The organism is Tolypothrix bouteillei VB521301 (genome assembly GCF_000760695.4).
Lineage (GTDB): Bacteria > Cyanobacteriota > Cyanobacteriia > Cyanobacteriales > Nostocaceae > Scytonema > Scytonema bouteillei_A.
In genome coordinates, this window is sequence record NZ_JHEG04000001.1 from 6075132 (window position 1) to 6099888 (window position 24757).

21 protein-coding genes and 1 pseudogene are annotated in these 24757 nt (G+C 42.1%); 10 read left to right on the forward strand and 12 right to left on the reverse strand.

Features of this window, described 5'->3' with window-relative positions:
* Positions 1-8: 8 nt before the first annotated feature.
* From HC643_RS24560 to HC643_RS24580, 5 genes are all read right to left on the reverse strand, one after another.
* The gene (locus HC643_RS24560; protein ID WP_167844746.1) at positions 9-1646 is read right to left on the reverse strand and encodes a glycosyltransferase; all 1638 of its coding nucleotides are present in this window, start codon (positions 1644-1646) and stop codon (positions 9-11) included.
* The gene (locus tag HC643_RS24565; protein ID WP_038089784.1) at positions 1636-2784 is read right to left on the reverse strand and encodes a DegT/DnrJ/EryC1/StrS family aminotransferase; all 1149 of its coding nucleotides are present in this window, start codon (positions 2782-2784) and stop codon (positions 1636-1638) included. Before HC643_RS24565 ends, HC643_RS24560 begins: the two co-directional genes overlap by 11 nt.
* On the reverse strand, positions 2762-3334 hold the full coding sequence (locus tag HC643_RS24570; protein WP_038089788.1) for an acyltransferase: 573 nt from the start codon (positions 3332-3334) through the stop codon (positions 2762-2764). Before HC643_RS24570 ends, HC643_RS24565 begins: the two co-directional genes overlap by 23 nt.
* The gene (locus tag HC643_RS24575; RefSeq protein ID WP_038089791.1) at positions 3331-4668 is read right to left on the reverse strand and encodes an ABC transporter ATP-binding protein; all 1338 of its coding nucleotides are present in this window, start codon (positions 4666-4668) and stop codon (positions 3331-3333) included. Before HC643_RS24575 ends, HC643_RS24570 begins: the two co-directional genes overlap by 4 nt.
* A 74-nt stretch (positions 4669-4742) precedes the next feature.
* On the reverse strand, positions 4743-5588 hold the full coding sequence (locus tag HC643_RS24580; protein WP_038089794.1) for an ABC transporter permease: 846 nt from the start codon (positions 5586-5588) through the stop codon (positions 4743-4745).
* Between the two features lie 523 nt (positions 5589-6111).
* Here HC643_RS24580 and petP point away from each other — a divergent pair.
* The 4 genes from petP (at position 6112) to HC643_RS24600 (ending at position 9366) form a co-directional block, all read left to right on the forward strand.
* Positions 6112-6306 carry a cytochrome b6f subunit PetP gene (gene petP, locus HC643_RS24585; protein ID WP_038089797.1) on the forward strand — a complete coding sequence of 65 codons (195 nt, stop codon included), beginning with the start codon at positions 6112-6114 and terminating at the stop codon, positions 6304-6306.
* 142 nt (positions 6307-6448) lie between these two features.
* Positions 6449-7549 carry a Get3/ArsA fold putative tail anchor-mediating ATPase NosAFP gene (locus tag HC643_RS24590; RefSeq protein ID WP_038089800.1) on the forward strand — a complete coding sequence of 367 codons (1101 nt, stop codon included), beginning with the start codon at positions 6449-6451 and terminating at the stop codon, positions 7547-7549.
* Positions 7550-7729: 180 nt separating this feature from the next.
* Positions 7730-8767, forward strand: coding sequence for a chlorophyll synthase ChlG (chlG, locus tag HC643_RS24595; protein ID WP_038089803.1), 1038 nt, complete (start codon positions 7730-7732; stop codon positions 8765-8767).
* Between the two features lie 311 nt (positions 8768-9078).
* On the forward strand, positions 9079-9366 hold the full coding sequence (locus HC643_RS24600) for a hypothetical protein (RefSeq protein ID WP_050045201.1): 288 nt from the start codon (positions 9079-9081) through the stop codon (positions 9364-9366).
* Positions 9367-9434: 68 nt separating this feature from the next.
* Here the strand turns inward: HC643_RS24600 and HC643_RS24605 are convergent, their stop codons facing one another.
* Entirely contained in the window at positions 9435-10235 is an 801-nt protein-coding gene (locus HC643_RS24605) for an inositol monophosphatase family protein (protein ID WP_038089805.1), read from the reverse strand.
* A gap of 191 nt (positions 10236-10426) precedes the next feature.
* Entirely contained in the window at positions 10427-11905 is a 1479-nt protein-coding gene (locus HC643_RS24610) for a BCD family MFS transporter (protein ID WP_050045200.1), read from the reverse strand.
* Between the two features lie 132 nt (positions 11906-12037).
* Between HC643_RS24610 and HC643_RS24615 the strand changes: the two genes are divergently transcribed.
* Complete coding sequence (locus HC643_RS24615) at positions 12038-12988, forward strand: aldo/keto reductase (RefSeq protein ID WP_038089808.1); 951 nt, start codon at positions 12038-12040, stop codon at positions 12986-12988.
* A 79-nt stretch (positions 12989-13067) separates the two neighbouring features.
* Here the strand turns inward: HC643_RS24615 and HC643_RS24620 are convergent, their stop codons facing one another.
* Positions 13068-13715: a Uma2 family endonuclease gene (locus HC643_RS24620; RefSeq protein WP_038089811.1), complete on the reverse strand. Its 648-nt coding sequence runs from the start codon at positions 13713-13715 to the stop codon at positions 13068-13070.
* A 136-nt stretch (positions 13716-13851) separates the two neighbouring features.
* Between HC643_RS24620 and HC643_RS24625 the strand changes: the two genes are divergently transcribed.
* The gene (locus HC643_RS24625) at positions 13852-14082 is read left to right on the forward strand and encodes a type II toxin-antitoxin system Phd/YefM family antitoxin (protein WP_038089814.1); all 231 of its coding nucleotides are present in this window, start codon (positions 13852-13854) and stop codon (positions 14080-14082) included.
* Between the two features lie 113 nt (positions 14083-14195).
* Positions 14196-14531 (forward strand): annotated as a pseudogene (locus HC643_RS24630) (PIN domain-containing protein); the annotation flags it as partial.
* Between the two features lie 72 nt (positions 14532-14603).
* Here HC643_RS24630 and ilvD read toward each other — a convergent pair.
* The 4 genes from ilvD to HC643_RS24650 all read right to left on the reverse strand — a co-directional run bounded on the left by ilvD (position 14604) and on the right by HC643_RS24650 (position 20423).
* A complete protein-coding gene (gene ilvD, locus HC643_RS24635; RefSeq protein WP_038089998.1) occupies positions 14604-16289 on the reverse strand; it encodes a dihydroxy-acid dehydratase in 1686 nt (561 codons plus the stop codon).
* 280 nt (positions 16290-16569) lie between these two features.
* Positions 16570-17442, reverse strand: coding sequence for an MBL fold metallo-hydrolase (locus HC643_RS24640; protein WP_038089816.1), 873 nt, complete (start codon positions 17440-17442; stop codon positions 16570-16572).
* Between the two features lie 684 nt (positions 17443-18126).
* On the reverse strand, positions 18127-19083 hold the full coding sequence (locus tag HC643_RS24645; protein WP_038089820.1) for a heme o synthase: 957 nt from the start codon (positions 19081-19083) through the stop codon (positions 18127-18129).
* A 380-nt stretch (positions 19084-19463) separates the two neighbouring features.
* Positions 19464-20423: a COX15/CtaA family protein gene (locus HC643_RS24650; protein ID WP_038089821.1), complete on the reverse strand. Its 960-nt coding sequence runs from the start codon at positions 20421-20423 to the stop codon at positions 19464-19466.
* 458 nt (positions 20424-20881) lie between these two features.
* Between HC643_RS24650 and HC643_RS24655 the strand changes: the two genes are divergently transcribed.
* The 3 genes from HC643_RS24655 (at position 20882) to HC643_RS24665 (ending at position 24532) form a co-directional block, all read left to right on the forward strand.
* Positions 20882-21964 carry a cytochrome c oxidase subunit II gene (locus HC643_RS24655; protein ID WP_038089826.1) on the forward strand — a complete coding sequence of 361 codons (1083 nt, stop codon included), beginning with the start codon at positions 20882-20884 and terminating at the stop codon, positions 21962-21964.
* A gap of 82 nt (positions 21965-22046) precedes the next feature.
* A complete protein-coding gene (gene ctaD, locus HC643_RS24660) occupies positions 22047-23777 on the forward strand; it encodes a cytochrome c oxidase subunit I (protein ID WP_038089829.1) in 1731 nt (576 codons plus the stop codon).
* Positions 23778-23908: 131 nt separating this feature from the next.
* Positions 23909-24532, forward strand: a complete 624-nt coding sequence (locus tag HC643_RS24665; RefSeq protein ID WP_038089833.1) for a cytochrome c oxidase subunit 3 — start codon at positions 23909-23911, stop codon at positions 24530-24532.
* Positions 24533-24757 lie beyond the last annotated feature (225 nt).

Below are 24757 nucleotides of genomic sequence, written 5' to 3' on the forward strand. Positions count from 1 at the left end.
TTTGTGACTCAAGTTATTTTTTGAAAAATCCTTGCTTTCAAGGAGTGCCAAACTTTATTCAATTTCCATAATTTACTATTTTCCAATTTTTTAAAAGTCTCATACAACTCCTCTAGTTCAGCTTGTGTTTGTTGCAGATGAGATTGCGATCGCTCTAGTTCAGCTTGTGCTTGTTGCAGATGAGATTGCGATCGCTCTAGTTCAGCTTGTGCTTGTTGTAACTGCAATTGTAATCTTTCGACTTGTGTGTGAGACTCCTCTGCCTTTTGTCGCCAAATATTGTACTGGGATTGCAACCAGTCTTTGCCTTCCTGAAGTTCCTGTACGCTCAGTTGTGATTTCTCCCATGCGCGTTGAGCTTCCTTTGCCTTTTGCTGCCAAACATTATACTGGGATTGCAGCCAGTCTTTACCTTCTTGAAGTTCTTGTACGCTCAGTCGTGATTCCTCCCATGCGCGTTGAGCTTCCTTTGCCTTTTGCTGCCAAACATTATACTGGGATTGCAGCCAGTCTTTACCTTCTTGAAGTTCTTGTACGCTCAGTCGTGATTCCTCCCATGCGCGTTGGGATTCCTTTGCCTTTTGCTGCCAAACATTATACTGGGATTGCAGCCAGTCTTTGTCTTCCTGAAGTTTTTGTATCCTGACTAGTAAATGGTTTAATTGAGATCGAGTATCTTGCAATTGAACTTGCGTGCCATCTACTTGCAATTTATATTCATCCAACAAATTAACCAGCAAGCTATGATTTGAGGAGTTTTGCAAAATTTGAGCAAAAGAGTCAAAGTCCTGAAATTTTACAGCTTCAGTACAAACCAACTGTTGTAACAAATTAGATTTGATGGTAATGCTCGCATTAGAATAGTTTTCATTTTTTAAAAAAAGGAACACGTACTGATTAATTAAATCGTTTCTTTGTTTTTCTACTAAAAAACGTTTAAAATATTTTACAAAAATATATGCCGTTTCCAAAAAAGCTCTTGGAGGATTTTTATGAGTAATGTTTTCTCCATGAGATCGGTAAAAAGTTAGATTTTCTGTTAAAATATCAAAGTGACATTGACTTACAAAACATCTAATCCAAAATTCATAATCAGGTGTATGAATGAGTTGATTGTTGAACAACCCAACACGGTCATGCAGTTCTTTTCTCATCATCATTGATGAGTGGCATAAATGATTTCGCCATATCCAGTTCTCAGGGTAATTGAGATTTAGATCTTGATTAAACCATGCTTCATGCGTTTCATGAATAATTTGGCTTTTGGCGTTAATTTCAATAATAAATGTTCCCAAAATATCAGTTTCAGGGTGTGATTCCAAAAATGCTACTTGCTTTTCCAGTTTATCAGGTGCAATGTAGTCATCTGAATCTAAACTGCAAATATACTTGCCTTGACAAAGTGCATAAGCTTTGTTGTATGCTTGACCTGCACCCTGATTTGTTTCAGAGGTCAAGACTTGAATTCTATTATCTTGATAAGAGTAGATAATTTCTAAAGAGCGATCCCTAGAGCCATCATCACTAACGATCAGTTCCCAATTTTGATAAGACTGAGATAGTACCGATTCTATTGTCTGACCTATGTACTTGTCATAGTTGTAAGAAGTTAGAATGATAGATACTAGCGGCTGATTAAAACTCATTTTTCTTACATCCTATAGCAGTCAAGATAGCGCAAATTCTTTCAATATCATCCGTAGTTAAGTTGCCATACAAGGGTAATGATAAAACTTGTTTTGCTACGACATTTGCCACAGGAAGGTTAGCACTATTTGCAGAAGGCAAATGCTTATAGCAGGCGTAATCGCTACACAACGGATAGAAATATTTGCGCGTGAAAATATTATATTTTTTGAGTTGATTATATATATAGTCTCTGTCAACACCAAAAAGTTCCGGTTCAATCCGAATTACAAAATACTGGTAACTACTGGTAACACCGGGCAGTTGTGGTAAAAGCGTAATTCCAGGAATACTTTGTAAACATCTGCGATAAGTATCTACCAATCGCTGTCGCTTACTTCTTTCTTCCTCCACATAGTCCAATAAAACTAGACCTAAAGCTGCCTGAATTTCATTCATCTTACCGTTGATTCCAGGCATAACCACTTCTTCTTCGTTTTTAATACCAAAATTTTTCAACAAGTCAACACTTGTTTTCAAATGAGGTGCAGCAAACAGCAAGACGCCTCCCTCAGCTGTATGAAACAGTTTAGTGGCGTGTAAGCTCATCATTGACAAGTCACCAAAGTTACCTATGCCCACTCCGTTGATTTCTACCCCAAAAGCGTGAGCCGCATCATAAACGACTTTTAAACCATACTTGTTAGCGATATTCTGGATTGCGACCACATCACAAGGAGTACCATAGACATGAACTCCCAAAATTGCCGTAGTCTCCGGGGTAATCATCGACTCAATCTTACTAGCGTCTATATTCATCGTCACTGGATCGATGTCACAAAAGATTGGTTTGATGTTGTTCCAGGTTAATACGTGAGGGGTAGCCGGGAAGGTAAAAGGAGTAGTAATCACTTCTCCAGAGAGACGCAAGCTTTGACAACCAACTATCAGAGCTACTGTACCATTATTAAATAATGACAAATAAGGAACTTTGAGGAATTCCTGCAACTGTTTCTCAAGTTGTTGATGTTGCAGTCCATTATTTGTCAGCCATTTACTGTTCCAAATTTCCTTAAGCTTATCGTTAAATTTTTCTAAATCTGGTAGCAGGGGACGAGTTACATAGATTGGTTGTTCAAAGGGTTGATTTCGACTCATTGTTAATTAAACCGCTATCTGAAACGCTGTTTTGTTCTAGCAAATATTTTTCGTAATTTTTCAAAACCCCTGCTTTATCTCTCTCTCCAATTTTTTTATTTCCGATATAAATTCCCCAAGGTTCTAAATTTCTAGTAACGACAGAACCAGCCCCCACTGTAGCACCTTCACCAACAGTCACACCGGGAAGAATGACACTGTTGGCACCAACAACTACGAATTTACCTATGTGAATCGGTCTTCGCTTAACATTTCTATATTTTTCGTCTAATGTAGAGTTGCCAAATCCCCATTCTTTAAAATCATCTGAACCAGTAAGAATCCTAATCCCAGACGATAGTGCTGAAAAATCTTCCATAACGAAGCTTTCACCGCCGGTTATTGAAGTGAATGATGCGATATGAACGTAATTTCCTATTTTGATTGTTTTCTTAGCATGAATAAATACAAAATCGTCAATAATTATATGACTACCAAACTCTATATTTTCTATACCTACGATTTTTGTATATTCAAAAGTTGTGACTCCTGGTAGGCTGTATTTACTCATAACATTGAAGTCTCATATTTTTGCACGTCCACACAATTTTCCCAATGCACGCTGCCATATAAACGAGATCCTTTTCTTGGTGATACAGTAAACTGAACTGCTAATGGTACAAAGTCGCAAAAATCTACTTTGCCAATTTCAAGAATGAGTGGTACTGAGAGAACGCAAGCAATATTGTAAATACCTTGACATAAGGAAATTTTAAAGTGCCAGTCTATAATGTATTTCTCTCCTTGTTTAACCGATTTAAGATTTCTATCCTCAATTATACTGTCAGAATAGACAATATCACTTCCATTTTTATCCCTAATATGATAACCGTATGCCAATTCTTCAATGTCCTCATGAATCTCAATAGCCATTCTCAAGATGATTTTTTGCTCGTAATCAAGATTAGAAATTTCCTTTTCTTCAACATCTAAAATTTGTATATTAGCAAAATTTGCTTTGCCATTTTGAATTCTTTGAAAAGATGCTTTTTTTCTAAAAACTTCATTCTGAGAAAATGTAGATTTTCTATCTAATAAAAATTTGTCATTTTCTAATGGTTGAAAATTAGAAGAAATGTCTGGAAGCACTGGTTTAATAACAAATTGTTCGCCTTCAACCTTCATGGTAAAATACTGTTCGACAATTGTGTCAGCTAAACCATAGCCAATCAATTCTCCATGATTCAATAAAACTGCTTTACGACAAAGAGTTTTGACTGCACTAGTATCATGACTTACAAAAAGTACTGTAACTCCTGCATCCATCATTTGTCGCATCCGCGCCATACATTTTGCCTGAAAAAATAAATCCCCCACAGATAAAGCCTCATCCACAATGAGAATATCTGGATTAACATGAATGGCAGAGGAAAAAGCCAATCTTACATACATCCCACTTGAATAAGTTTTAACTGGCTGATCGATGAAATCTCCTATATCAGCAAAAGCAGCAATGCGATCGAAGCGAGAGTCCACCTCTTGCTTGGAAAGCCCCATAATCGCCCCATTCATATAGACATTCTCGCGTCCTGTGAACTCCGGGTTAAACCCAGCCCCTAACTCCAATAAGGCTGCAACTCTTCCATTGACTTGGACTTTTCCACTTGTTGGTGTCAATGTGCCGCAAATCACTTGTAGCAGCGTAGACTTACCTGCTCCGTTACGCCCAATGATACCCATAGTTTCGCCTTTCATAACATCAAAAGAGAGGTCGCGCAAAGCCCAAAATTCTTGAGCATAGGCTTTTCCAGGCAGCAATATCTCTTTTAATCGATCGATTGGACGAGCATAGCGCTTAAAGCACTTTGAAACATTTTCTAAAGAAATTGCTATTTCTTCTCCCATACTGCCACTGCGAATCCTTAAAACTCGTAAACTATACCGACGTTCCAACTTCTCAAGGAAGCTTTAGACAAAGCTTATAATACATCCGCAAAAGCAGGACGGAGACGTTTGTAACACCACAAACCACTAGAAAAAATGATAATTGCAATTATTGAAGCAACTGCCCACTCACCCCAGTGCTTTACCTCTCCCTCCAAAACTAAGTCCCTGTAAACTTCACCAACTGCTGTCATGGGATTTAACCAGAACACCCATGGTCGAAAATTTTCTGGAATCGCTTTGGCAGGATAAATAATTGGTGTTAAGTATAACCAAAGGTTTAAAATAACACTTAATGACTGTGGTATGTCTCGAAGAAATACAGTCAGTCCTGCTGCCCAATAACCCAAACCTGAAGTTAACAATAACTGTGTCAACCAAATTAACGGCAAAAGTGCTAAGGTAGTGTGAAGAGTATGAGTATGTAAAGCTACAAAAAAAATCAATGCCATTAAACCAAAAGCACTTTCAATAAAAGTCGATAAAACTGGCACTAGTGGTAATAAACTGAGGGGAAAAACTACCTTCTTGACTAAGTTTGGTTGTATCACTACCGAACTAGCTGCCAGAATTAAACCACCACTAAATGCTATCCAAGGTAATAATCCAGCAAACAGCCATAAACCAAAAGTAAAGTTATTTTGCGGTAAACCTTTAAGGTCTAATTTTACTTTAAGGACAATTGAGAAAACATAAACATAAATTGCTAATTGCGATAACTGATTCAATAAAGGCCAAAAATTGCCTAAAACAGAACCTTTGTAACGGGCCTCTAGATCCCGCCTAACTAAAGTTCTCAGCAAGTCAAACTTTGCCCACCACTGCTCGCTAATGGGCAAAATGCGCCTTAGCTTTTCCACCTTCCGTATGACTCTCCGCATTGTCGGCATCAATTTCAGCTTCCTCGCTCACTACCTACACACCTAATTTCTTTCAATGAAGCTGACTTTCAATGAAAGTTCCTATTGTATAAGTTATTGTCCCATGTCTATAGCAAGTTGTCAGGATTGATTCCCAATAATCGTAACTGCTCTGCTAACTGTTGCGCTGTAACAAACATTGGCTTGTACCTACTGATTGATTAATGTCATTCTAGTACAAAAAGGCAGGGGGCTGAAGAGAGAACGCAGAAGGTGTAAAAGCTTGTATTATGTGCTTTTAAAGGTTTTTAAAGGACAGGCTTGTTTATCTCTTGCTGTACTAGTCATGAGTAGCTATCTACGATATAGAAATTTCCAAGAAATAAACTATACATCTTGTGGGATAGGTGTCCTCCCCCGTCTTCTATATAATGGCAGTCCCTAACAACTAACAACTAACCACTAACTACCAACCACTAACCATCTCCCTCTAAGTACCAGATTCCGCTAAACTGAGTCTTGGTTTATCGTTTTGTAAACTAGCATGGAAATTGGACAAAAGGTTAAAGTCTTCCGTTTACGCGATCGCGTTTCTCCCCCTATTGCCAAAAGGCTCGGACAAGTTGGCACAATTGAAGGTTACAAAGTCACCGATGGACGTGGTGTTGGTGTCGTCGTGAAATTTGATGATAACTTCGCCACTTGGTTCTTTGAAGACGAGATCAAAGTTGTGCAGTAAAGGGAAACCAATCCCCATTCGCTATTGGCGCAGATGCCCTCTTTGAGGGCTTGCCATATAAGAACTAAGGATATATGAGCAAGCTATAAGCCAGTGCTAAGTTGGAGTTGAAAGAATCGGCGGTATCAATAGGAATCAAGTAATGTCCCTAATATTGACATTTTTGGGAAAGGGCAGTTCTGCTCGCACAAAAGTCGCGATCGCATCTGCCAAATTATTAGCCAGCCAAGGCAATCGCGTACTTCTAGCAGGACAAGCGGAACCAGCACTGCCAATTCTGCTAGACACCACTCTCGGTCCTGACCCCCTAGAAATCGCTCCCAATTTGCAGGTCGTACAGCTGCAAGCTGCAGTGCTGCTAGAACGAAGTTGGGAAGAAGTCAAAAAACTTGAAGCGCAATACCTCCGTACCCCAATCTTGAAAGAAGTATACGGTCAAGAACTAGCAGTTTTGCCAGGAATGGATAGCGCCCTCGCTTTAAACGCAATCCGCGAGTACGATGAAAGCGGCAAATATGACGTTATCATCTATGATGGCATGGGAGACACCACCACCGTGCGGATGTTAGGAATGCCAGAGTCCCTCAGTTGGTATGTGAGGCGATTTCGACAATTATTTGTCAATTCCGATTTTGGAAAAACAATTTCCGAATCCCCATTAATTCAACCACTCATTGGTACTTTTTTTAACATCAATTGGACAACAGATAACTTTGCCCAACCAACCAACCAAGTCAATAATTTTTTAGACAAAGGAAAAGCTGCCCTTGCCGATCCAAAAAGAGTTGCGGCTTTCCTCGTCACTACCAACGATCCCATTGAAGTCGCAACAACGCGCTATCTTTGGGGCAGTTCACAACAAATCGGTCTAACCGTTGGTGGAGTTATCCTCACATCATCCGACACAACCACTAACTGGAGCGAACAATTTACTCCACTCCCAGTCAGTGTAGTACCTGATGTCAAAACGGGAGACTGGCAACCTCTGATAGATGCTCTACCTAATTTTGTAGAGCAAGCCGTCAAAGCGCCCAAACCCATTGAAATAGACGTACACGCGAAGCAAGTACGCTTATTTTTGCCGGGATTCGACAAAAAACAGGTCAAACTGACCCAGTACGGACCAGAAGTCACAATAGAAGCAGGAGACCAACGCAGGAATATCTCCCTTCCTCCCGCCCTCAGTGGCAAACCCATAACTGGTGCGAAGTTTCAAAATAATTATTTGATAATCTCATTTTAGAGAAGAGCTAATGGCTAACAGCTAATGGCTAATAGCTAATGGCTAATAGCTATTAGTGCAGTTAGCCCTATGCCTTCGGTACGGTGCGTGATGCCGCAAGCTATGCCCATAAAGGTATTGTTCTCTGGACTCACCATTAGCCATGAACCATTAGCCATTAGCAATCAACAAACCAATATTATGACTGAATCAACACCCATTACCCCAGACCCCAATTCAGCACAAGTTGCAGACACAGAAATACAGACAGAAGAAGGGAAAATTGCCGATCGCAGTGCAAAAACCAGGCAATTACTAGGTATGAAAGGAGCCGCGCCTGGGGAAACCTCTATATGGAAAATCCGCCTGCAACTGATGAAACCCATTACCTGGATTCCTTTAATCTGGGGCGTCGTTTGTGGAGCAGCTTCTTCTGGTAACTACACCTGGACATTGGAGAACGTGTTAAAGTCAGCAGCGTGTATGTTGTTAGCCGGACCGATATTAGCAGGTTATACCCAAACTCTCAATGAGTACTACGATCGCGAAATTGATGCTGTCAACGAACCTTATCGCCCCATTCCCTCAGGCGCAATTCCTTTACCACAAGTCATTACACAAATTCTTGTTTTACTCATTGCTGGTATTGGTCTAGCATTCGTATTGGATGTTTGGGCTGGTCATGACTTCCCCAATATCACCGTGCTTGCTATATTTGGTTCTTTCATAGCGTACATATACTCTGCTCCCCCTCTCAAGCTAAAACAAAACGGGTGGTTTGGAGGTTACGCCCTTGGCGCTAGTTATATCGCCTTACCTTGGTGTACCGGTCATGCGTTATTTGGCGAACTCAATTGGAAAGTCGTAGTTTTCACCGTAGTTTATAGTTTGGCAGGTTTGGGAATTGCCATTGTCAATGACTTCAAAAGCGTTGAAGGCGATCGCCAGTTCGGATTAAAATCACTACCCGTCATGTTTGGCGTAACCGCAGCCGCCTGGATATGCGTCATTATGATAGACGTTTTTCAAGCAGGAGCCGCAGCCTATCTCATCTACCTTCACGAGAACTTATATGCAGCCATTCTTGCATTGCTCATTATTCCACAAATCGTATTTCAGGATATGTATTTTTTGCGCGATCCATTAAAAAATGATGTAAAATACCAAGCCAGTGCTCAGCCATTTCTCGTGTTAGGAATGCTTGTTGCTGGTTTAGCCATTGGTCATGCTGGCATCTAATTTATACCTCCACAGTCAGACGATTAAAGTGTGAAGTATGAAGTATAAGGAATGAAGTCAAATTCATCAACAAATTGAGGGTTAAGAAAATACTCCCTTCTAGGCATTTAATTACATAAAAACATAGGGTAGGCACTGCCCGCTAAAAATGAATGGTAAGCAGTACCCACCCTACACAAATCGGTAATTTTAGAGCCGAAAGGGCTTACGAAGTTGAGGAATCTGAATCCATCTATCAACTGATTTTTCATACTTCATTCTTTTTTGCGTCACTTCTAACTCCTAACTAATTATCTGTATAGAGACTTGCCGTGCTCGAACTACTCAATTATTTATTTCACGCAGTTCAACCTTTTATAGTACCTATTTGCTTTCTGTGTGCTTGGTCATTAACTATTACCGTCGCTTGGAGTCTTTGGACAGCAGCAAGAGACAGCGTGAGCGCAGCAAAGCAGATGCATCAAATTCCCTGTGTTGGGTGTCAGTACTTTACCAATGACTATCGCCTCAAATGCACCGTCCATCCTTCTATTGCTAATACAGAAGAAGCCATAACTTGTTTGGACTATCAACCAAAAACAAATCCTATGCTTTATTAGTTAGTAGTTAGTCGTTAATAATTGCTAACCAAGTTTACGGGCGCAATACCTTGCGCCTTTACCAACCGCTAACTACTAACTATAAATTGAGAAAAAATGGGAATCAATTCTTGACGGCTCACAACCAGAGTCGGGAAAGAACGAGCTGTATAATCTTCACCCGATTTTAAAGGAAAAGGTTCTGAGTCGAGCGATACCCAGCTACCACCTGCAGCTTGAACAATCACCCAAGCTCCAGCAAAATCCCAAATTTTTGGTGTCGCTTCAACCCCACCCAACGTCGCACCTGCTGCAACACTCAGAAAATTGTAGCTAGCCACACCTAGCATCCGGATTTTGCATGGAAAATCTTTTTGCATGACCGACGTGCTGCGAGAACAGAGGTTGAAAAAATGATTGTAACTTGGATCGTCGTTGCTTGCGCGGACAGGCTGATAATTGCGAAATGCTCCATTTGGCAAATCTAACCCGGATGTACCCCTCCAAAAACCGTGGAAAGCTTCACCTATGGGCGGAAAATAAACGTAGCCAAAAACAGGTGTACCCTGATATAGCAAACCTAATGAAATTCCCCAAATGGGAATACCACGAGTAAAGTTGGTTGTACCGTCTAAAGGATCGATAACCCAGCACCATTCCGTACCGGGGAAAACTTTATTACTCTCTTCAGTAAGAATGCCATAATCGGGAAAAAGAGCGGCGATCGCATTCCGAATTTCCCCATCTGCCCATTTATCCGATTGCGTCACCAAAGTGCCATCGTCTTTTTGGGAAGCTTGTACTCGCCCAAAATCTTGCATTAACTGCTTCCCTACCCTAGCTGTGGTTGTTTGGGCAAAATCTATAATCGTTGTCCAAAATTCATTCATACAAATAATTGGCTAATAGCTAATAGCTAATAGCTAATAGCACTGTTAGCAATGACTCCCTTTCCGCCATTTAATGACCTAAAGACGTAGGGTAGGCTATGCCGCATGACAGCAAGCGGTGGAGATTGCCCACCCTACTAATAGCACTGTTAGCAATTAGCAATTAGCCATTAGCTATTAGCAAAATAACATCAATCTAGCTCGCTTTCCAAAATAGAAGCAATCGCTTGCTTGGCATTGTTCTGGAATTCTTTCACATTCACTCGGGTCAAGAACCAAATTGCAAGAAGCATTCCGATGGCTTGCAACCCAAACACCAAACTGTAGGCCAGTACCTTTTGAGCAAAGAAAAATTTGCCCACATCCAGTACTGCACCACCACTCACTGTCGCTAATGCCCTTGCGATCGCCTGCGCTAAACCCCAAGCACCAATGAATGTTCCGGCTGTTTCCGCTGCAGTTAAATCTAGCATCAGGCTAATCGCTCCTGTTGTGGTTACACCTGATGCCAAACCAAATAGCAGTAAAGATCCTTGTAGGAATTTCTCGTTACCTGTAAATCCCGATGAAATGATAAATGCCATGGTGAAAGCAACAGCAAAACATCCTAACATGGCAGTTTTTTGTTTGCCCAGACGTGGCACGATGAGAAAGCCCGTTGAAGCAATACCTATCAACGTTCCCGTTCCCCAAAATGCATTAAGTCTTGTTGTTTGAGCAACACACATTCCAAAAACTTCACCACCATAAGGTTCCATCACAGCTTCTTGCATAAACAAACTGACAGTCATCACTAATAGAAAAGTGAAAAACAAACCAGTTTGCCGACTAGCCGTTAACACCTTAAGTGCTTTTTCCAAAGTAATTTGATCTTCTCGTTGCGTGACTGTCGAACGAATGCCGTACCTGGAGTATTTTTTTTCAACACCTGCTGTAGCTAGCACTGCCAACCCAAAAACCACAGCTGGCAAAATGAAAAACAGACGGTTTATAGAATTTTGCAATGCTGCTAGCTGTTCGGGCTGGCTGTATAAAGATACCGCTCTTGCTGTTTCTTGGCAAGTCGTGGCTGCAGGTAGTAACTTTGAGCTTGTAATTGCTCCAATCACAATACCTACCATTAGCATTGACCAAACAATACCAACTAATTTAGAGCGATTATCTTCATCAGAAACATCAACTAGCAATGCTGCAAAGGGTGTGGAACTCGAACTTAGTGTCACTCCATAGAAAGCAAAAATTCCGGCTAACAGCGCAATCCAACCGTAGGTTTGAGCCGTCCAACCTCCCGCATAAAAACTAGCACCTAGTTGCCAAGTCACTTGTACCGCTAAAAAAGCTGCGATCGCAAATAGTGCTGCACCTACCCACACGTAACCTGTACGGTGATTGTTTAAAAAAGGTTTAGCATCAGATAATTGTCCAAACCACAACCTTGTGGGTGCTACAAGTTGGTGCATTGCGATCGTACCCGCTACAAGTGTAGCTGGAATTGCTAATTCTTTAATCATGATGCGATTCAGCACTCCTAAGGTGAGAACCGACATGATGCCCAACCCCATCTGAAATAAGCCCAAGCGAAACATCGTGAATAGGTTAACCTTGGGCAATGATTCTAACTTTGCTGCTTTATCTGACTGAGGATTGGGTGAAAAATCACTGGTTGCCATAACCCACTACCAACGATAGATCCCAATATTAATTCAGAATAACCCTATCTCAACCTATTGACTGTGCGGAAACAATTTCTGAGAAGCTACACTTGGAGTGTAAAGAAATGTAAATATAAAGTTTAATTAACTGTGGAAACAATCGCACTAGGACAGCAAGGCCCAAACGTAACACCCCTTTGTATTGGAACTTGGGCTTGGGGTGATAAACTTTTTTGGAATTATGGCAATAACTACGGTGCAAAAGAGTTAAAAGAAGCTTTTGATACAGCATTAGAAGCGGGCGTCACCTTCTTTGACACTGCCGAAATTTATGGTTTTGGAGTGTCTGAAAGCTTTTTAGGGGAATTCACGCAGAAGACTGATAAACAGGTGCAAATTGCTACAAAATACGGTCCTGCACCATGGCGATTTATGGGTCAATCTGTTGCTGATGCGTTAACAGAAAGCTTGAAACGCCTGAAAGTGGAGCGAGTTGCTCTATACCAAGTTCATTGGCCTTTCGCATTTTTTATGAGTCAAGAAACTCTCATGAACGCTCTAGCAGATGAGGTGAAACGAGGCAGAATTGAAGCTGTTGGTGTTAGTAATTACTCAGAACAGCAAATGCGAGAAGCTCACCAGTTATTAGCTGCTCGCGGAGTGCCTTTAGCAGTGAATCAAGTCCGCTATTCCTTACTGACTCGTCAAATTGAAAGCAATGGCATTTTTGACACGGCTCGCGAGTTAGGTGTCACAATACTGGCATATAGCCCACTCGCTCAGGGGTTATTGACAGGGAAGTATACAAGCGAGCGCACTTACGATTTTAAAGATGGTAGGAGAATAGACCCTCGATTTAGCCGAGAAGGTTTGCTGAAGATCGAACCCGTCATATCCGTATTGCGTCAGTTGGGAGAAAAGCACGGACGCACTCCCGCCCAAGTTGCCCTCAATTGGTTAATTGCCCAAGGTAACGTCATTCCCATTGCAGGAGCAAAAACAGCCGAACAAGTACGGCAAAATGCAGGTGCTTTGGGTTGGAAGTTAGCTGATGATGAGGTTAGGCAGTTAGAAGAAGTCAGTCGCCCTTGGTTGAGGTAATACAATTTTGGATTGAACAAAAAGTTGAGTAGCAGATATGCTACTTGGCTTTATTTTCCTTCTCCCTAGTTCTTCTCCTTCAATGAGAAGGAAGCGAGCAGTCATTCGATCGTGGTAGAGCCGAGTCAAAAATCTGTTGCGCGGTGAGTTTAAGTTGAGGTAGAGCGCGGGAAATGACTGTATCATTAGCTCGGTATATTTTTTTCACGTATTCCCCGTTAACAAGTTCGCAAACAAAAATAGTAGGTTGCTTGGGGTCTCCTATAAATTCCCTTGCCCCCAATGCTTTATAATCTACAATCCAATATTCTGGAATTTCCATTTCTTCATAGTCTGCAAATTTTTTATAATAATCGTCGCGCCAGTTTGTAGACACAACCTCAATGACGATTATGACTGATGCAGCTTGAGTAACAGTCGATTCCTTTTTCCACAGGGGTTCATTTTCAAGGTTATCGCGGTTTATTAATAAAATATCGGGAGCGTAAGCGGATTTGGCAGAGGGCGTTTTAACAAACCCAGTTTTTGGAATGTTGTAGGGTAAATTCAGCCTATCGAATTCAATTCCTATTTTTCGTGTCAAAAAACCAACTACATCTTCATGGTCTCCGGTTGGTGGTGCCATCTCAATAATTACTCCATTGTGTAGTTCGTACCGCTTACCGTCACTGGGGAACCACTCAATAAATTCTTCATAAGTTACTACTTTGGGTAAGGTTTGGACCATAATTAGAACCTCTATATACTATTCCTATACCGCCCATGGGTGAGCAGAAGGTAATCGCCCGATTTTTAGATTGTAAAGCTAATATGGGTAAAATAGATGTGCGGTCAATTTCCATACCTTAACTTTAGAAACCACCATGAAACAAATTACCCTTACAGAGCTTCCTGAAACCGTCCAGAACCTAATTAACCAAGCTCAAAAAACAGGTGAAAAGTTGACTATCATACAAAATGGTGTCCCCTACGCCATCATTTCCCCTATTCAGAAAAAATCTCTCCTAGCAACCCTTTCTAATCTTGAACTATTGGACGAAGATTTTGCCGATGTGGACGAAGGATTATTGCCTTTAGATAATATTGAGCTTTAAAAATGAGTTATTTATACTTGTTAGATAAAAACATCATTTCTGAACTCATTAAAAACCCTAGAGAATTTATATTTTCAAAAATTTAAAACGTCGGATAAGATACAGTTTTTACAAGTATTATAGTAGCTTGTGAATTAAGATTTGGAGCGAACAAAAAGAATTCTCAAAAACTCATAGAAAAACTTAAAATCATTTTGGATAGTATTGAAATACTACCCCTAACTCATCCTATAGAGCAGTATTACGCGGAAATCCGCACAGATTTAGAACAGCAAGGTAAACCGATTGGAGGTAATGACTTATTAATTGCTGCCCATTCTTTAAGCCTTGGTCTAACTCTCGTGACCGCCAATGTTCGTGAATTTTCCCGCGTTTCTAATTTAAAAGTAGAAAACTGGCTTGAACCTGATGAAAAAAGTAACCAACTAAGCGAGGCGGAGCCTCGCTAAATGCATTCCCAGGCGGAGCCTGGGAACGAGGGATTCTCTACTCCCTACTCTCTGTGTTAGGGTGAGGGCAACTTAAAACAAATCCAAATCTGTGACAGCACCCAAACTGCAAGAAGACACCAACTTGGCATATTTTGCTAACACACCAGTTGTGTAACGGGGTGGAGGTGCTTGCCACTTAGCCCGTCGCTGTGCTAATTCTTCATCGGAGACGTGTAACTGTAGCAAACGAGCATGGGCATCAATTGTGATAGTATCGCCTTCTTCTACCAGAGCGATCGCACCTCCAACAGCAGCTTCTGGTGCAACGTGACCGACAACCATACCGTAAGTCCCACCAGAAAAGCGACCATCGGTAATCAGCCCGACAGAATCTCCCAAGCCAGCACCAATGAGCGCTGAAGTAGGAGCAAGCATTTCCCGCATTCCCGGACCACCTTTAGGTCCTTCGTAACGGATCACGATAACGTCTCCGGAGTTAATTTTCTTTTCTAGAATTGCATCCAAGCAGGATTCTTCTGATTCAAAAACTCTTGCCGGTCCTGTTATTTTTGGTGTCTTCACCCCGGTGATTTTTGCTACAGAACCTTCTGTCGCCAAATTACCCTTCAAGATAGCCAGATGTCCTTGTTGATACATGGGATTGTTCCAAGGACGGATAACATCTTGATTGGCAGGTGGTTCTTCAGGAACCTCTGCGAGAACTTCCGCCACTGTTTTTCCAGTGATAGTGAGGCAATCGCCATGAAGGAGATCGTGTGCGAGTAACATTTTCATGACTTGCGGAATGCCACCGACTTTATGCAAGTCTGTTGCTACATATCGACCGCTTGGTTTTAAATCGCACAGTACGGGAACGCGAGCGCGAATGGTTTCAAAATCGTCTAAGGAAAGTTCTACACCCATAGCACGAGAAATTGCTAGCAGATGTAACACCGCATTTGTAGAACCACCTACTGCCATAATGACAGAAATAGCATTTTCTATAGATTTGCGGGTAATAATTTGGCTGGGTAAGATTTTTTTGCGAATGGCTTCTACTAGGAAAAAGGCTGACTTTTCCGTACTATCAGCTTTTTCTTCATCTTCTGCTGCCATTGTGGAAGAATACGGCAAGCTCATCCCCATTGCTTCAATAGCACTAGACATGGTGTTTGCTGTATACATACCACCACAAGATCCAGCACCAGGGCAAGCTCTACGCTCCACTTCCATGAAATGATTTTCGTCTATTTTATCAGCAACATATTGCCCCACCGCTTCAAAAACACTGACAACCGTTAAATCCGTTCCGTTATAGTGTCCGGGTTTGATAGTTCCTCCATAAACAAAGATGGCAGGAATATTCATGCGAGCAATAGCAATCATTGCTCCTGGCATATTCTTATCGCAACCGCCAATTGCCAAGACACCATCCATACTTTGTCCGTTGCAAGCGGTTTCTATGGAATCAGCAATGACTTCCCTCGATACTAGGGAATATTTCATTCCCTCTGTTCCCATAGAAATACCATCGCTGATGGTGATCGTGCCAAACAGTTGTGGCATTGCCCCGGCGCTTCGGACTCCTGCTTCTGCTCGTTCTGCCAGTTTGTTGATTCCCATGTTACAGGGAGTAATAGTACTGTAGCCGTTGGCAATACCAACAATAGCCTTGGTAAAATCCTCATCTTGAAAACCAACAGCACGCAGCATGGCTCTATTTGGCGATCGCTGCACTCCCTGTGTCACAACTTGACTTCTAAAATTCTCTGACATTTTGCTATTCCCCAGTCCCGTCATCTTCCCTATGATGCATTTGTTCTGTGATTATCGCAAAATAAGTGGCTATATTTATGCGACGGGCACAAATCGTTTGTGCTTATATGAGCATCATAGGTAGACTATTTTAAGATGTCCAATATATGTTTGTTTAAAATTGAGACTTTTAAAATATCAAAAATTTAGAAGTACGACACCTCCAGTACTTTATTGCTTTCGCTAGTGATTGTGAACAATGGGACTGGGAAAGTAGTTTCCAGTCCCCGGTCTTCATGCCCTAGTCCCCAGTCATTAAAGCAATACACTTACGCATTTGCTCGCGCATGGTGTCAGGATCGGCATGATATCTCCGCCCGTGACCGGGTAAAACCCATTCAAATGAGTAATGTGCAAGCTGACGCATGGATTTAATTTGTTCTGACCAGGAATACCAAGTGTAATCTCGGAAGGCTTCTAACTGTTTGAGATCTTCAGACCAAGCCAAATGATCGCCAGTAAAAAGAAATTTGTTTTTGTATAGTAAAACAGTATGTCCTTTAGTATGACCGGGAACGGGAATAATCAATGAGTCTGGAGTCAGTAAAAAGGGTTCTAAACCTGTTAGCTGTATTTCTACACCGCGAGTTCCTGTAGTGATATCGTCTGCATGGAGAATGCGATCGCACTTAAAATGGTCGGCAAACTTTTGATGATCGGCAACATCATCTTTATGAGTTAAGTACATATAGCGAATTCCTCCCATTTTTTCCAACCTTTTGACTAAAGGAGGTACAAATTGAGGAGAATCTACTAAAACATTACCTTCAGGAAGTTGAATAAAGTAACTAGCGCCTCCATAAGATTTTTCCGAATGATAGCCGCAATGATAGACGTTATCGTCTATTAGAATCGGAAAACTGAGTTGAGCAATTTTAATATCTTGCGGTGTTTCTACTGTGCCAATAGAATGAGTTGGACAAGATAAAAGAGCTTGAAGTGCTGCCAATCTTTCAGTCTCGTTCTTTGGTTGATGATAAACTGCTGACTGTTCTCCAACATCTGTATATACGGATGGAGCCATCCAACGACAGGTATCGCAATCTATGCAACTTGTATCGACATAAAAATCGCCATTAATATTTTCGGGGCGACGTAGATTTAAATGAGCCATGATATTATACCTTTGTGGAAAATATTTAAGCGAATAGAATTCGCAGCTACACAGACAAAACCCACCTACGTGGGTTTTATGAATTTTGATTTTTTGTATGGATTGAGCGAATAGAATTCGCGGCTACACAGGCAAAACCCACCTACGTGGGTTTTATGAATTTTGGTTTTTTGTATGAATTGAGCGAATAGAATTCGCGGCTACACAGGCAAAACCCACCTACGTGGGTTTGCGGTACCTTGGTTTTTTGTTAGTCCGCGCAGGCGGTGAGTCCAGCCCTGTAGGCGGGTTTCCCGCGCCCTGGGAACTGGTGAGTCCAGCGCTGCAGGCGGGTTTCCCACGCCCTGGCGACTGGCGAACAAGGGAGGGCGAACAAGGGAGGGCGAACAAGGGAGGGACTTTGTTTGTATAGTAGCGAATTCTATTCGCAAAGATTTTTCAGATATACTCTAAGCGTTCAAGCAGGAAATTATTTTATGAGGGATTTTAGTATCATTTTCAATTAACAGCGATGATTTTGCTTACTGTTCTCCGTCTGTTGAAATCGTCATTTTGTTTTTCTAGTTTAACGCTAAAAACTAGACAACAAGAACGATCGCACGCCCAGAGATTGAGGTGCGATCGCGAAGCGCAAGCCGAAAGAGTGCTTATCGTTCTTAAATTTCCACTCAAGTTTTACCAGTTTTAGCCTACAAGTAGATGCAACTTATCTACAACAGCATTAATAACATGATGTGTAACAGGCAAACTATCAACAACCATGCCAAGGCATAACAGCATCATGTAAGAAATGGAGTAGAGAAACAATCCTTTTGCCAATGTCCGGTCTTCAGGATTGTGAAGCAATAGCCAAGCTTTGTGTATAAATATGGCTCCCAGCCAAAGAGCAATGACTGTATAGACTGTTCCACTTTGGTGTAGAGGATAAACAAGCAACAGTGTTGCTGCTACGGTCACTAGGGTGTAGTACCAAATTTGCTGCACTGTTGGTTTTGTGCCAGCAACGACGGGAAGCATGGGTACGCCAACCTTTGCGTAGTCATCTCGAATCATCAAAGCAAGCGACCAAAAGTGAGGCGGTGTCCACAAGAAGACGATCCCAAAGAGCAGCCAAGCAGCCCAGCTTAATGTACCGGTTACCGCTGCCCAACCGACTAACGCAGGAATTGCACCCGCCGCACCACCGATCACAATATTTTGGGTACTGTGACGTTTGAGTAAATGCGTGTAAATCAGTACGTAAAACACAATGCCAGACATTGCTAGCAAGGCTGCTAGCAGGTTAGCAAAAACGGAAAGTAACGTGAAAGAAATAACAGCTAGTACCAGAGCAAAAATTAATGCATCGCGGGGCTGTACTTTACCAGAAGGAAGAGGGCGATGGCGTGTCCTCTCCATGTCATAGTCGATATCGCGGTCATAAACGCAGTTAATGACTTGGGCGCTTGCAGCTGCCAAAGTACCACCGGCGAGTGTGACTAGCAACAGCAATGGGTTGACCTCCCCTTTAGCTGCTATCCACATACTTCCAGCTGTAGTAATGAGTAATAAGGGAATGATCCTGGGTTTTGTCAGCTGGTAGTAGCTATGAATAACCTGTAGAAATGTTTGGTGGTGGCGAGAGACATTAGTCTCAATCATTTTGGCACTAATTCCTTATGTTTCAACAAATTGATCTGCTTCTCATGCTCCAACTTAGAATTTTGAGTTTAAGATTTTGGTGCGTGGAAATCATACTAAATTGGAAAAAGAATGCAACAGATAGTTGGGTAAAATTAGATCCAAGCAAGACTTCCTTAATCCAAAATAGAAAATCCACTCATGGTGTAACTTGTTGTGTCAATTTTGTGCATTTGCTCATAACAAATCACCCCACACGATCCCTACCTGTTAGAGGGACAAGTACCACAGATAGGGTGGGGTTTTCACCAAAATTGTGAAACTTTTAACAATCAACAAGTCATAACTAGATGTGCCAAGCCAAAATCTCAAACCTCAAATCAATGAGAGCCAGTAGCTAATTAGCTTGTAGGGTTTGCGTTGGTACTCTCCGGGTAAGAGTTGATCCCACGGCTACTAGCCCAGTCGCGTAGTGATAAAACTGTGAAAACCACCAAACTACCCAGTAAACAAGCTCCTACAGCTTGGTGAGAGACTGTAAGTGGTTCAACTTGAAGGTGCAACCGAAATGTTGCAACTCCTAACAAAAGTTGTATGATGAGCAACCCACCAGCTATATTTGCCAATCGCCGTAAAGTGGGATGCAATGCTGGTGTTCGCCAAGAGAGAAAAACAACAGCCAATGTTGCTGCTGTTGGCGGCACCACGCCAATAATATGGCTATACATTACAGCACACAGTTGGGAGCCACCAAAACACTGGTGTAAAGCCCAACGAGAGCCTACCAAGGCACCTAATATACTTTGTAAGTACACTAAAACAGCCGCTGTTAACCCCACCCATGGTAAATGACCAACGGTGCCAGTCCCTTGATAGGGAGTGAGTGTACTGCCAATAACCAACAGAGTTATGAAAAACAACAGTGCTGTTCCCAAGTGGGCGGTGACAATATCAAAACGCAAGAGTTCTGTTACGGTGAGTCCGCCCAGTATCCCTTGAAAAACGATGAGAAATAAGGCAAATGTCGATCCCCAAGGAAGCCAGCGAGGTAGGAATTGACGATACCACCAGGATATTGCCACAAGTGCGATCGCGCCAATCCCAATCAATGCTGCATCCAGCCTGTGAAACCACTCCAAGAACACTTGAAAATTCATTTGCTTGGTTGGCACCAGTTCCCCGTAGCACAAAGGCCAATCAGGGCAAGCCAGACCAGCATTCATCACGCGGGTAGCACTGCCTATTGCCATCAAAATCAAGGTGGCGGCACACAGTTTCCACACCAAGCGACGAATTCGTTCCTGTGGCACCTGTTGGGGCTCAGTTGTTGTATTTTCTTGTTTTAGGACAAATTCGCTCATGAATGATACCTTTTGGCCACTGTTAGGAGCTATAAAGATTCCCAGATTTTGTGATAAATGTCAGCACTGAACGGACACTCTTGCTTTCCTTAGGAAGGATTCCTCAAAGTTTCCAGCAGATGTCCCACCCATCTCCACCCTAGCGTACAAATTTAGGGAATTCGATCGGTTCTGACTATACTGTGAATCAAATAGCCACTTTTTGCCTGAAGCTTTAGGGATTTTTCAAGTTGTCAGGCGTTGATTGATAGTATTCACTTTAAATCCTTTAAATTTCCGCCCCTTACTGACATCCATCCTTTGGCACATCTAACGATGACTTTCTATTCAGAATTAAAAAGCGAGGCTAAAAATTAATAAAAATTTTAGGCTCTTGCCCGTCATCTCACTTAGGCTGAACTAGTGTAGTAAGTGAGTATGCTGCTCAGTCCAACGTAAAGTCACTAACATAGAAACCCGTGAAAATTCCAAGTACAATCTGGACGTTACTCATTGGCATAGTGTTGACCCTAGTCAGCCTGTGGTTCGGAACAAATCATGGACTCCTGCCAACAGCAGCCTCAGAGGAAGCATCTTTAGTAGACGGTTTGTTTAATGCGATGATGACCGTATCTATAGGTATTTTCCTCCTCGTTGAAGGTGTTTTAATTTACTCTGTAATTAAATATCGCCGTCGTGCAGGTGATAATTCAGATGGTCCTCCAGTATATGGAAACGTACCGTTAGAGATCCTGTGGACAGCTATCCCCGCTCTTATCGTTATTGGTATATCTGTTTACAGCTTTGATGTTTATAACGAAATGGGTGGTTTTAATCCCCATGCCGTTCATGACGCTCCTATCACCCCACAAGCGATGAAAATGCCAGGGGCAGCAATAGCAGCAACTTTATCCGATACGCCTCCAAGCACCGAACCCAATACAAACCAGGAAAAAGCTGCTGAGGCAATGCAAGATCCAGCCACAGCAGAAATCCGCAATTCCGATCAAATTCCTCAACTTCGGAATGCGCCAGGAGTGGGAAGTGTTGCTCCCACCATTGGACCAACACCTGGAAATGAAGGTAAACCCCCTGCTCTGGTAGTTAATGTTACGGGGTTGCAATACGCATGGATTTTTACTTACCCAGAAACCGGAGTCACCACTGGTGAAATGCACGTTCCTGTGGGACGTGAAGTCCAGCTCAATATTGCCGCTAACGACGTTATCCATGCTTTTTGGGTGCCGGAATTCCGCTTAAAGCAAGATGCAATTCCCGGAAGACAAAGCGAGCTTCGCTTTACCCCCAGTAAAGAAGGTGGCTACCCGCTCATTTGTGCCGAACTTTGCGGTCCTTACCACGGTGCAATGAGGTCACAAGTTGTTGTGCAAAAGCCAGAAGAGTTCCAGCAATGGCTGCAAGAACAACAAGTAGCCAGCAATGAAGATCTTAAGAAAGCAGTTGCTGTGAATCCTGCTGAATTATCCCCTTCTGAATTCCTCACTCCTTACACTCATAACATGGGAATTCAGCCTGAGTTGTTACATCAAATCCACAATTAGTGAAGAGTTGGTGGTTGCTGGTTGGTGGCTAGTTGTGTTTCCACTAACCACTAACCACTAACTACTAACCAAAATACTTTCTATGACACAAGCGCAAATTCAAGAAACAGCTAATATTCCAGCCCGGATAGAAGAACCAGGGCAGAGAAACTGGCGAGATTACTTTTCCTTTAACACCGACCACAAAGTTATTGCAATTCAATACTTGGTCTCCACCTTTATTTTCTACTGTATTGGTGGTGTCATGGCTGACTTGGTTCGCACGGAACTGCGAACTCCAGAGGTCGATTTTGTCACTCCAGAGGTATACAACAGTTTATTTACGCTACACGCCACAATCATGATTTTCTTGTGGATTGTGCCAGCGGGTGCGGGATTTGCCAATTTTCTGATCCCCTTAATGATTGGGGCAAAGGATATGGCATTTCCACGCCTCAACGCTGTTGCTTTCTGGATTATTCCTCCTGCGGGCATCTTGTTAATTGCCAGCTTAGTTGTAGGTGATGCACCAGATGCAGGTTGGACTTCCTACCCCCCATTAAGTTTGGTCACGGGTCAAGTGGGAGAAGCCATCTGGATTATTAGCGTCTTGTTGTTGGGAACATCCTCAATTTTGGGAGCGCTAAATTTCCTAGTCACTCTATTAAAAATGCGTGCGCCCGGTTTGGGATTCCACCAATTGCCTTTGTTCTGCTGGGCAATGCTAGCGACTTCAGCACTAGTTCTGATTTCTACACCCGTTCTAGCCGCTGGGTTGATCTTGTTATCCTTTGACTTGATTGCTGGAACAACATTTTTTAATCCCACTGGTGGTGGTGACCCCGTTTTGTACCAGCATATGTTCTGGTTCTACTCCCATCCTGCGGTTTACATCATGATTTTGCCCTTCTTTGGGGTAATTTCTGAAGTGATCCCCGTTCATTCTCGCAAACCAATTTTTGGTTATAAAGCGATCGCCTACTCCAGTTTGGCAATTAGCTTTTTGGGTCTGATTGTGTGGGCGCACCACATGTTTACCAGTGGTATTCCCGGTTGGCTGCGGATGTTCTTCATGATCACTACCATGATTATTGCCGTACCTACGGGAATTAAAATTTTCAGTTGGTTGGGTACCATGTGGGGTGGAAAAATTCACCTACGCACTGCCATGCTGTTCGCAATGGGTTTTGTTGGCACCTTTGTGATTGGCGGTATTAGTGGTGTGATGCTAGCAGCAGTACCCTTTGATATTCACGTCCACGACACTTATTTTGTGGTTGCACACCTGCACTACGTGTTGTTTGGCGGTAGTGTTCTGGGGATTTATGCAGCGTTTTATCACTGGTTCCCCAAAATGACAGGACGGATGCTGAACGAATTTTGGGGTCAAGTTCACTTTGCCCTCACAATCGTTGGTCTCAATTTAACCTTCTTACCCATGCACAAACTGGGTATGTTAGGTATGAATCGACGGATTGCCCAGTACGATCCTGCATTAACTTTCCTCAACGAAATTTGCACCTATGGTGCTTACATTTTGGCAGTTTCTACATTCCCCTTCATCTTCAACGTTATTTGGAGTTGGATGTATGGACCCAAAGCAGGCAATAACCCTTGGAAAGCTCTCACCCTAGAGTGGATGACAACTTCACCTCCAGCCATAGAAAATTTTGATAAAACTCCAGTTCTAGCAACCGGACCTTATGACTATGGCTTAGAAAACCTCGATCGAGATCCATCCTTACAAGACCCCGATCCCAATCAGTCCATGGGTCCAAGTTCGGTATTGCGTGCCGATCCTGACGAGCCATATCCCTCCATAGCAAATAAATGATGAGTTATGAATTATGAATTATGAAAATTTTCCTCATTCATAATTCATAATTCATAATTCAGTATATGAATGATGAATTCTAAAAAATTTTCTCATTCATAATTCATAATTCATAATTCAACAACAGATTCATGCAAAGTCAAACTATCGATCCAGCGAAGGCTGACCTAAATCATCATCATGCAGCAACTGTAGATGCTCATCATGAAGAACATCCAGACCACCGTATATTTGGTTTGCTCATGTTCTTAGTTGCTGAGGGAATGATTTTTATGGGTTTGTTCGGAGCTTATTTAGCTTACCGTTCTACACTCCCTGCTTGGCCTCCCGAAGGTACGCCTGAATTAGAACTATTGTTACCTGGAATTAACACGATTAACCTAATTGGTAGCAGTTTTGTTATTCACAATGCAGATTCCGCAATCAAAAAGAATGATGTGCGGGGAACACAATTGTGGATGGCAATTACTGCCGCAATGGGTATTATTTTCTTAGTCGGACAGGTGTATGAATACACCCATCTAGAATTTGGTCTGACCACTAATTTATTTGCCAGTGCCTTTTACGTTTTAACTGGTTTCCACGGGTTACACGTAACTGTTGGTGTTTTAGCAATTCTGGCTGTATTGTGGCGGTCTTTCAAGAAAGATCACTATAGCAACGAACATCACTTTGGCATACAAGCAGCCGAAATTTATTGGCACTTTGTTGATGTCATTTGGATCGTACTTTTTGGGTTGCTGTATTTGCTGTAGCTGACGCTCGTTCCAATTTCCTTGGGAAAACCCCGTTTGGGGTTTTTTTGTTTTTATGTAAGTAAGTAAGGATCTGGGGTAGCTGGGGAGAAAACTGCGATCGCAATTTTTTGTTCCAAGTCCAATCTTCTTATATATTACAGTAAATCTAGCAATTTACAGGGGATTAAGGTATAATTATCCTTTCAATCGGTGTCCCCAATTAATTTATGAACACTGTCTACA

Bases quoted from the DNA above. Each gene is read 5' to 3' on its own strand.
- HC643_RS24560 (WP_167844746.1), bottom strand. From the start codon at position 1,646: ATGAGTTTTAATCAGCCGCTAGTATCTATCATTCTAACTTCTTACAAC.
- HC643_RS24565 (WP_038089784.1), bottom strand. From the start codon at position 2,784: ATGAGTCGAAATCAACCCTTTGAACAACCAATCTATGTAACTCGTCCC.
- HC643_RS24570 (WP_038089788.1), bottom strand. From the start codon at position 3,334: ATGAGTAAATACAGCCTACCAGGAGTCACAACTTTTGAATATACAAAA.
- HC643_RS24575 (WP_038089791.1), bottom strand. From the start codon at position 4,668: ATGGGAGAAGAAATAGCAATTTCTTTAGAAAATGTTTCAAAGTGCTTT.
- HC643_RS24580 (WP_038089794.1), bottom strand. From the start codon at position 5,588: ATGCGGAGAGTCATACGGAAGGTGGAAAAGCTAAGGCGCATTTTGCCC.
- petP (WP_038089797.1), top strand. From the start codon at position 6,112: ATGGAAATTGGACAAAAGGTTAAAGTCTTCCGTTTACGCGATCGCGTT.
- HC643_RS24590 (WP_038089800.1), top strand. From the start codon at position 6,449: ATGTCCCTAATATTGACATTTTTGGGAAAGGGCAGTTCTGCTCGCACA.
- chlG (WP_038089803.1), top strand. From the start codon at position 7,730: ATGACTGAATCAACACCCATTACCCCAGACCCCAATTCAGCACAAGTT.
- HC643_RS24605 (WP_038089805.1), bottom strand. From the start codon at position 10,235: ATGAATGAATTTTGGACAACGATTATAGATTTTGCCCAAACAACCACA.
- HC643_RS24610 (WP_050045200.1), bottom strand. From the start codon at position 11,905: ATGGCAACCAGTGATTTTTCACCCAATCCTCAGTCAGATAAAGCAGCA.
- HC643_RS24620 (WP_038089811.1), bottom strand. From the start codon at position 13,715: ATGGTCCAAACCTTACCCAAAGTAGTAACTTATGAAGAATTTATTGAG.
- HC643_RS24625 (WP_038089814.1), top strand. From the start codon at position 13,852: ATGAAACAAATTACCCTTACAGAGCTTCCTGAAACCGTCCAGAACCTA.
- ilvD (WP_038089998.1), bottom strand. From the start codon at position 16,289: ATGTCAGAGAATTTTAGAAGTCAAGTTGTGACACAGGGAGTGCAGCGA.
- HC643_RS24640 (WP_038089816.1), bottom strand. From the start codon at position 17,442: ATGGCTCATTTAAATCTACGTCGCCCCGAAAATATTAATGGCGATTTT.
- HC643_RS24645 (WP_038089820.1), bottom strand. From the start codon at position 19,083: ATGATTGAGACTAATGTCTCTCGCCACCACCAAACATTTCTACAGGTT.
- HC643_RS24650 (WP_038089821.1), bottom strand. From the start codon at position 20,423: ATGAGCGAATTTGTCCTAAAACAAGAAAATACAACAACTGAGCCCCAA.
- ctaD (WP_038089829.1), top strand. From the start codon at position 22,047: ATGACACAAGCGCAAATTCAAGAAACAGCTAATATTCCAGCCCGGATA.
- HC643_RS24665 (WP_038089833.1), top strand. From the start codon at position 23,909: ATGCAAAGTCAAACTATCGATCCAGCGAAGGCTGACCTAAATCATCAT.